The organism is Pseudomonas sp. P5_B2, from assembly GCF_056400445.1.
This window is the reverse complement of record NZ_JBFULH010001294.1, coordinates 1-749: the sequence shown is the minus strand read 5'-3', so window position 1 is coordinate 749 and position 749 is coordinate 1. Positions and strand designations below refer to the sequence as shown.

At 51.4% G+C, this 749-nt stretch carries 2 protein-coding genes; both read right to left on the bottom strand.

Features of this window, described 5'->3' with window-relative positions; genetic code table 11:
- Window positions 1-337, bottom strand: a 337-nt coding sequence (locus tag AC1DRJ_RS30835; protein ID WP_477805441.1) for a copper chaperone PCu(A)C, incomplete at its 3' end; no start/stop codon positions are given.
- A partial coding sequence (locus tag AC1DRJ_RS30830) for an SCO family protein (RefSeq protein ID WP_477805440.1) occupies window positions 337-749 on the bottom strand: 413 nt, incomplete at its 5' end. The genes AC1DRJ_RS30830 and AC1DRJ_RS30835, both read right to left, overlap by 1 nt.

Genomic DNA, 749 nt, shown 5'->3' with positions numbered 1-749 from the left:
CGTGGTAGCCGCTTGGGTCAAAGACGATGGTTTTACCAGCAGGTAACGCGACCGAATCAACGGGGTCCATGTGCATCACTTCGTTTTGCATGGTCGTTCGGTGAATCTGGACCATTTTTGCAGCCGGGGATTGAACGTTAACCAGTTTACTGTCCGTACTGGACGTCACCTTCAAGAACGCGCCAGTTGATTGCTGCCCAGGCACGGTTGCCCGAATCCATGCGTCTTCAATTTTGGTCTGAGCGCTCGCTTGCCAGGCCATTCCCAGCAGAGAAAAAAGTAGCGCGATTTGCCCCAGAGGCTTGATGAGCGTTTTTTTGTAGGATTGAGATTTCATTAGCTGACCTTCATGACAGTGAGTAGATCTTCCGCGCATTCCTGTTCCGTGAGCGACTGACTCAACCCAAGACACAGCGTCCCCTTGGAGTCGTAGACATAGCTCATTGCGGTGTGAGAAATGGTGTAGGTCTCGCCGAGGGGGACTTTTTCATAGATAACGCCAAATTCTGCAGCTGTTGCCGCCGTGGCTTCGAGGCTTCCATACAGTGCCTCAAACGTTGGATCGAAAGTTTTTACATAGGCGTCCAGGACGGCTGGCGTATCGCGCTCCGGATCTAACGTAATAAAGACGACCTTCAGTCGGTCGCCATCAGGACCTAAAAGTTTTTTGATTTTTGCGGCTTTGGACAGTGTGATAGGGCAGACGGCTGGGCATTGGGTAAAACCAAAAAAAATCATCGCGACCGAGC